The sequence below is a fragment of the Cytophaga sp. genome (assembly GCF_051961495.1).
Classification (GTDB): Bacteria; Bacteroidota; Bacteroidia; order Cytophagales; family Cytophagaceae; genus Cytophaga.
Genome location: NZ_JBQCDF010000203.1, coordinates 1 through 6,147, shown reverse-complemented (window position 1 = coordinate 6,147; position 6,147 = coordinate 1). Strand labels below are relative to the sequence as shown.

The 6,147-nt window shown below is 43.5% G+C and carries 7 protein-coding genes; 6 read left to right on the top strand and 1 reads right to left on the bottom strand.

The features are described from left to right. Positions 1–96 precede the first annotated feature (96 nt). Positions 97–741: a porin family protein gene (locus ACTHJT_RS10885; protein WP_440238049.1), complete on the bottom strand. Its 645-nt coding sequence runs from the start codon at positions 739–741 to the stop codon at positions 97–99. 298 nt (positions 742–1,039) lie between these two features. Between ACTHJT_RS10885 and ACTHJT_RS10880 the strand changes: the two genes are divergently transcribed. From ACTHJT_RS10880 to ACTHJT_RS10855, 6 genes are read left to right on the top strand one after another with little or no spacing between them, the layout of a single operon-like run. Next, positions 1,040–1,927, top strand: coding sequence for a MerR family transcriptional regulator (locus ACTHJT_RS10880; RefSeq protein ID WP_440238048.1), 888 nt, complete (start codon positions 1,040–1,042; stop codon positions 1,925–1,927). Between the two features lie 15 nt (positions 1,928–1,942). After that, a complete protein-coding gene (locus tag ACTHJT_RS10875) occupies positions 1,943–3,421 on the top strand; it encodes a phytoene desaturase family protein (RefSeq protein WP_440238047.1) in 1,479 nt (492 codons plus the stop codon). After that, positions 3,418–4,254: a phytoene/squalene synthase family protein gene (locus tag ACTHJT_RS10870; protein ID WP_440238046.1), complete on the top strand. Its 837-nt coding sequence runs from the start codon at positions 3,418–3,420 to the stop codon at positions 4,252–4,254. Before ACTHJT_RS10875 ends, ACTHJT_RS10870 begins: the two co-directional genes overlap by 4 nt. Before the next feature lie 2 nt (positions 4,255–4,256). Continuing rightward, complete coding sequence (locus ACTHJT_RS10865) at positions 4,257–4,754, top strand: hypothetical protein (protein ID WP_440238050.1); 498 nt, start codon at positions 4,257–4,259, stop codon at positions 4,752–4,754. Positions 4,755–4,811: 57 nt separating this feature from the next. After that, positions 4,812–5,276: a beta-carotene hydroxylase gene (locus ACTHJT_RS10860; protein WP_440238045.1), complete on the top strand. Its 465-nt coding sequence runs from the start codon at positions 4,812–4,814 to the stop codon at positions 5,274–5,276. Beyond that, positions 5,266–6,027: a lycopene cyclase domain-containing protein gene (locus ACTHJT_RS10855; RefSeq protein WP_440238044.1), complete on the top strand. Its 762-nt coding sequence runs from the start codon at positions 5,266–5,268 to the stop codon at positions 6,025–6,027. The genes ACTHJT_RS10860 and ACTHJT_RS10855 overlap by 11 nt, the downstream gene beginning before the upstream one ends. Positions 6,028–6,147 lie beyond the last annotated feature (120 nt).

Sequence of the window (6,147 nt, the reverse complement as noted above, 5' to 3'; positions counted from 1 at the left end):
GGAAATGATTTTTTACTTGAAAGTTTAAAAACTTTCAAGTAAAAAGACACCTATTCCGTAGGGAAGTTACCGCTTCCTGGTTGAAGATGGTCGTGATCACTTCCCTATTCCTACTGTCAGACCCAGGTTCAATACCACATTGCCATTCATCATGTTGTTTGAACCATATTTATTCTGCTTCAGTAAACCCTGGTAATAAGCAACCTCTGTACTCAACCATACATCCTCTGCAAGCCTGAAATTCACACCGGCTGTAGCCTGCAATCCAAAATCAAAAGACTTGAACTGATCGTTCACAGGTGTTTTAGAAAAATTGTCGTGGTCATCATTTTCCACCCGGATTTTGCCCCCGGTTAAGAAGCCAAAGCTTGGCCCCAATGAAATTTTCGGTCGCACCGGTTTCGCATATTCATTAAAGAAATAAACCGCACGCAACGGCACACGGATAAAATCACTGCTTACCCGCGTATCAAGTGTACGGCCGGCATATTCGCCGGTACCGGGATACGTATATTTAAATCCTTCCCGTGAATATTTTATATCAGCTGCAAAGCCCCAGTGCGCGTCAGTACTATATATAAAAGTACCGCCAACGTTGCAGGATTCTTTATGAACCACATGGGTATTGCTGTTTGTCATCCAGCCTGTGCCTGAGCCTACCGTAATACCGGCCGACATGTGCTGGGCATTTGATAAAAACGATACAAAGGGGAAGGTCAGTGCAATAAATATTTTTTTCATAAATCTGGCTGTTGATGATTAAATAAACTGAATGTATATACAATACTATTTGCTTAGGCTTCAACAAGCATTACAGATAAACCACAATAAATTACATCATTAACAGTTGTTGAGCCATATCTCGGGTGTACCTAATCCGGAAGAGCTGGAAATGGTCGGCCTGTCTTTCAGGAACAAAATACAGAAACGCTTAATTTTCATTATATCGATGATTTTAAACCTTTTAAAATATTTTTTATCGCGGAATTTGCCGGTTTAGTTTTGTTTAACTATTTTCAATAAAAGTTAAACAAAATACATGTCTCAATATTCAATTTCTGACCTGGAAAAATTAAGCGGCATCAAGGCGCATACCATCCGTATCTGGGAACAGCGCTACAACCTGCTTACCCCGTCAAGAACAGACGGCAACATCCGCAGCTATGATGACGACCAGGTGCGGAGGTTATTGAACATATCAACGCTCATTAAGCTGGGTATTAAAATCTCGCGCATCAGTGAGCTAACCGATATTGAAATAAACACCCTGCTGGAGAGCTCTATTCCACAGGCTTCCGGTGAAGATGCCAAAATATCGGTTTACATACACAAGCTCATTGCTGCCGGACTTGATTATAATGAAGCAGAGTTTGATAAAACGTTCAAAGAGGTCATTAAAAAATACGGCATGGTGGCCTGCTACCAGAAAATCATTTACCCGATGCTGGTAAAAATAGGTATGCTCTGGGGCACCAGTGAAATCATACCTGCGCAGGAACATTTTATTTCAAGCCTGCTGAAACAAAAACTGTATCATGCCATCGAAAAACTTCCTGTGCCTCCCCCGTCTGCCGAAACCTGGCTGCTGTTCCTGCCGGAAGAAGAAGACCATGAACTGGGCCTGCTGATTGCAAATTACCTGCTGCGTGCAGCCAATAAACGTGTTATATACCTGGGCCAGCGTGTACCTTATTATAACCTGGCTGCAGTCATTGCCGACACCGAACCTGACTGCCTGCAATACTTTGTTGTACGCTATCATTCGCCTGAATGGCTGCAAACATTGATGAATACCATGAAAAAGGATTTCCCGGGAATAAAAAAATATGTCTGCGGCGCTGCCTGGTTAGCAGAACAGGTAAAGCTGCCGAAAGACCATACCTGGATCTCTGATATTGAAAAGTTCATGCAGCTATTAAAAAAATAACTTAACAAAGAAGCATTGAAAACCATTGGAATCATAGGATCCGGCATCAGCGGCTTATGCGCCGCGGCTGTACTGGCCCGGAAAGGACAGCAGGTACTGGTATTTGAAAAAAATGACCAGCTCGGCGGACGTATGCGCCAGTTTGAAGCCCATGGATTTACCTTCGACATGGGCCCCAGCTGGTACTGGATGCCCGATGTGTTCGAACGCTTCTATGAACAGTTTGGATACAGCAGCAGTGATTTTTATGAATTGAAAAAACTCGACCCGGGTTTCCAGATTATTACTTCTGATGGTGAAACGCTGAAGATCCCTGCAGGCTGGGAAGAACTGCTTGCATTGTTTGAACAGGTTGAAACCGGAGCTGCCGATAAACTCAGGGACTTCATGCATGAAGCTGAATATAAGTATAACGTAGGTGTAAAAAAGTTGATCTACAAGCCGGGCCTGTCGCTGCTGGAGCTCATCAATGCGGATACTGTCAGCGGTATGTTCCGCCTGCAGGTCTTTTCTTCTTTCAGCAAACATGTGCGCCGTTATTTTAAAAATGAAAAGCTGATTGCCTTGATGGAATTCCCCGTATTGTTCCTGGGGGCCATGCCTGAAAATACGCCGGCACTCTACAGCCTCATGAACTACGCGGGTTTAAAGCAGGGCACCTTTTACCCGATGGGCGGTTTCAAAAAAGTGATTGATGCCCTGGTAAAAATCTGTCGCGAGCAGGGTGTTGTATTTAAACCCGGGGAAGAAATTTCCGGAATAGAAAAACTGAACCGCTCGCAAATTTCATTGACAGGCAGCAACGGCAAACAACAGGTGGACGGACTGATTGCAGCTGCAGACTATCACCATGTGGAGAGTAAACTGCTGCGCGAAAAAGACCGCAACTACAACGAAGCATACTGGGACAAAAAAACATTTGCTCCATCATCACTGATCTTCTACATAGGTTTAAACTGTCAACTGGAAAAACTGGAGCACCATAACCTTTTCTTTGATGCCGACTTTGCCAGACATGCAACCGAAATATACCAGCAGCCCCAATGGCCGGATGATCCGCTCTTCTATGTTTGCTGTCCTTCTAAAACAGACCCTGCTGTTGCACCAGCCGGCAAAGAGAATTTATTCATCCTGATGCCGATCGCACCCGGACTGATAGATGAACCGGTATTGCGCGAAGCGTATTACTATAAGCTGATGGACCGTCTGGAATCTTATACAGGCATGGAGATCCGGAAAAATATTGAATACATGAAAAGCTACTGCGTAAAGGATTTCATTACAGATTATCATTCCTATAAAGGTAACGCGTATGGTCTTGCCAATACGCTTACGCAGACCGCCAATCTGAAACCTAAAATTAAAAACAACCGCATACCCAATTTTTATTACTGCGGCCAACTTACTGTACCGGGGCCTGGCGTACCGCCTTCCATTGTATCAGGACAAGTAGCCGCAACAGAGTTATTAAAAAAACTAAACGTAAATGTATGAAACAATTATTTGACAACGTTTCTGCCATGTGCAGTAAATTAACGACGAAAGAATACAGTACGAGTTTTTCTTTAGGCATACATTTTCTGAATAAAAAACTGCACGACCCTATTTACGCCATATACGGCTATGTACGATTTGCAGATGAAATTGTGGATTCATTCCACGACTATGATAAAAAAGGATTGATGGAACAGTTCCGCAAAGACACTGTCACAGCGCTTGAATCTAAAATAAGCCTCAACCCGATCCTGAATTCATTCCAGCATGTGGTGCATACATACAACATTGAATGGGAACTGATTGATACGTTCCTGAGAAGCATGGAAATGGATCTTGAGCAATCTGCACACAACCAGCAATCCTATAAGGAATACATTGTTGGCTCGGCAGAAGTAGTGGGCCTTATGTGCCTGCGTGTCTTTGTACAGGGGAACGCTGAAGCGTATGAAAAGCAGAAGCCTTATGCCATGAGCCTGGGATCAGCCTTTCAGAAAGTAAACTTCCTGCGCGATGCCAAAGAGGATTTTGATTCTTTAGGCAGAACCTACTTTCCGGATGTAAGCATGAAAAATTTCAATATGCAGATCAAAAAAAATATTGAATCGGATATTGAAAAAGATTTCCAGCATGCGCTGATCGGCATCAGGCAATTACCAGAAGAAGCAAGGCTCGGCGTATACCTGGCATACATTTATTATAAGAACCTGTTCCATAAAATAAAATCAATCCCGCCGGAACGGATCATGAAAGAACGCATCCGTATACCGAATGTTAACAAATTCGGGCTGCTGTTCCAATCTTATCTGCGCAACCAGTTTAATGTACTGTAGTGATGTTGCTGAGGTATATAGTATTGCTGCTGCTGCCGCTGGCTGCACGTGGTGAAGAATGGAACATGGTTGCCATCAGAGACCTTTATTACCGGGCAGCAGCATCGAAAGCAGATTCAGATAAATTCAAAGCAGCTTTAGATGCCATACAACATCCGGATGCCTGCATCAAAGGTTATATTGCCGTATCTTACATGATTGAAGCAAAACATCTGTATAACCCGTCATCCAAGCTCAGCGCTTTCAATAATGGAAAGAACATGCTTGAGAATGTGATTAAAAATGATCCGGAGAATCTGGAACTCCGTTTCCTGAGAATTGGTGTGCAGGCAAACACCCCTGCCTTCCTGGGTTACAACAACCAGATAGAGGCCGATAAAAAAATCATCCGGGCAAAATATGCCTTGCATCCGGATGCGGACCTGAAAAGAAGGATCCGGGATTTGATGCTTACATCCGGCATTTGTACCGAAGAAGAAAAGCAATCATTCCAGCAATGACTGTTTACGATTTGTTCTGAAAAAAAACTGAGTGTAAAGCTATTTAAACATACGATCATGAACTGGCTATCCATTACAACAGTGATTATACTCACATTCATCTCCATGGAATTTGTAGCCTGGCTGGCGCACAAATACATCATGCACGGCTTCCTCTGGAACCTGCATAAGGACCATCACCAGCCGGATCCCGAAAAACCGGTTGAACACAATGATTTCTTCTTTATCATTTTCGCAACACCGGCAATCATCCTGTTCATTACGGGCATAAAAGATTTTTCAATCTCCTTCTGGATCGCTGTAGGGATAACGCTTTACGGCATGGCATATTTTTTTATCCATGACCTGTTCATACACCAGCGCATCAAAGTACTGCGCCATGCGGATTCTGTTTATTTCAGGGCAATCCGGAAGGCGCATAAGATCCATCACAAACATCTCAGCAAAGAAGATGGTGAATGCTTCGGCATGCTGCTTGTTCCATTGAAATATTTTAAAGAAGCCAAAAGAAATGCGCACTGAATATACTTACCTGGCAATAGACTTAGGTTCGCTCATTGTACCGCTGATCTTCAGTTTCCACCCTAAGCTGTTATTCTATAAAAAATGGGCTGCGTTTGCTTTATCCAATCTCATGGTATGCATGCTGTTCATCCCATGGGATATGTATTATACGCGGCTTGGCGTCTGGGGCTTTAATCCAGCATACCTCACGGGAATACATGCAGGCAACCTGCCGCTGGAAGAAATTCTGTTTTTTATCTGCATTCCCTTTTCAAGCGTATACACATATCACTGCCTGAAACTGTTCTTCCCGGCCATGCGGGAAAAGGTTCCGCATGAAGTGATTACGCTGCTGCTGGTATTTATTCTCATGGGTACCGGCTTTGTTTATATCCAGCATATTTATACCAGTGTCACCTTCTTTGTACTTAGCTTCACGCTGATCCTGTTAACGCTGTTTGAGGTACCATGGCTGCCAGATTTTTACTTTTCATACCTGGTTATATTGCTGCCGTTTTTTATAGTCAACGGTATCCTCACAGGAACGGGGCCTGACGAACCAATTGTATGGTATGATGATTTTGAAAATCTTGGCATACGCATCGGAACCATTCCGGTAGAAGATATCTTTTACGGCATGCTGCTGCTTATTTTAAATACTGCTTTGTTTGAATATTTTGACAGGAGGTTTTCAAAGCAGCATGATTTGCATAAACAATCACATACGGCTGTGCATGCGGAAACGATGATTGAAAGCCACACACGCTAGCACATTCCCTCACCGTGGTTTGTCCGCCGCGGCGGACAGAACACTCCCACCTCTTACAAATTACTCTGGCGCCAGTCTCTGACTGGTGCTCTCTATTCTTTTAAAATGTAGTCTAAGACT

Excerpts from the sequence above, each read along its gene's own strand:
- ACTHJT_RS10860 (WP_440238045.1), top strand. The coding sequence starts at position 4,812 with ATGAACTGGCTATCCATTACAACAGTGATTATACTCACATTCATCTCC.
- ACTHJT_RS10885 (WP_440238049.1), bottom strand. The coding sequence starts at position 741 with ATGAAAAAAATATTTATTGCACTGACCTTCCCCTTTGTATCGTTTTTA.
- ACTHJT_RS10870 (WP_440238046.1), top strand. The coding sequence starts at position 3,418 with ATGAAACAATTATTTGACAACGTTTCTGCCATGTGCAGTAAATTAACG.
- ACTHJT_RS10865 (WP_440238050.1), top strand. The coding sequence starts at position 4,257 with ATGTTGCTGAGGTATATAGTATTGCTGCTGCTGCCGCTGGCTGCACGT.
- ACTHJT_RS10880 (WP_440238048.1), top strand. The coding sequence starts at position 1,040 with ATGTCTCAATATTCAATTTCTGACCTGGAAAAATTAAGCGGCATCAAG.
- ACTHJT_RS10855 (WP_440238044.1), top strand. The coding sequence starts at position 5,266 with ATGCGCACTGAATATACTTACCTGGCAATAGACTTAGGTTCGCTCATT.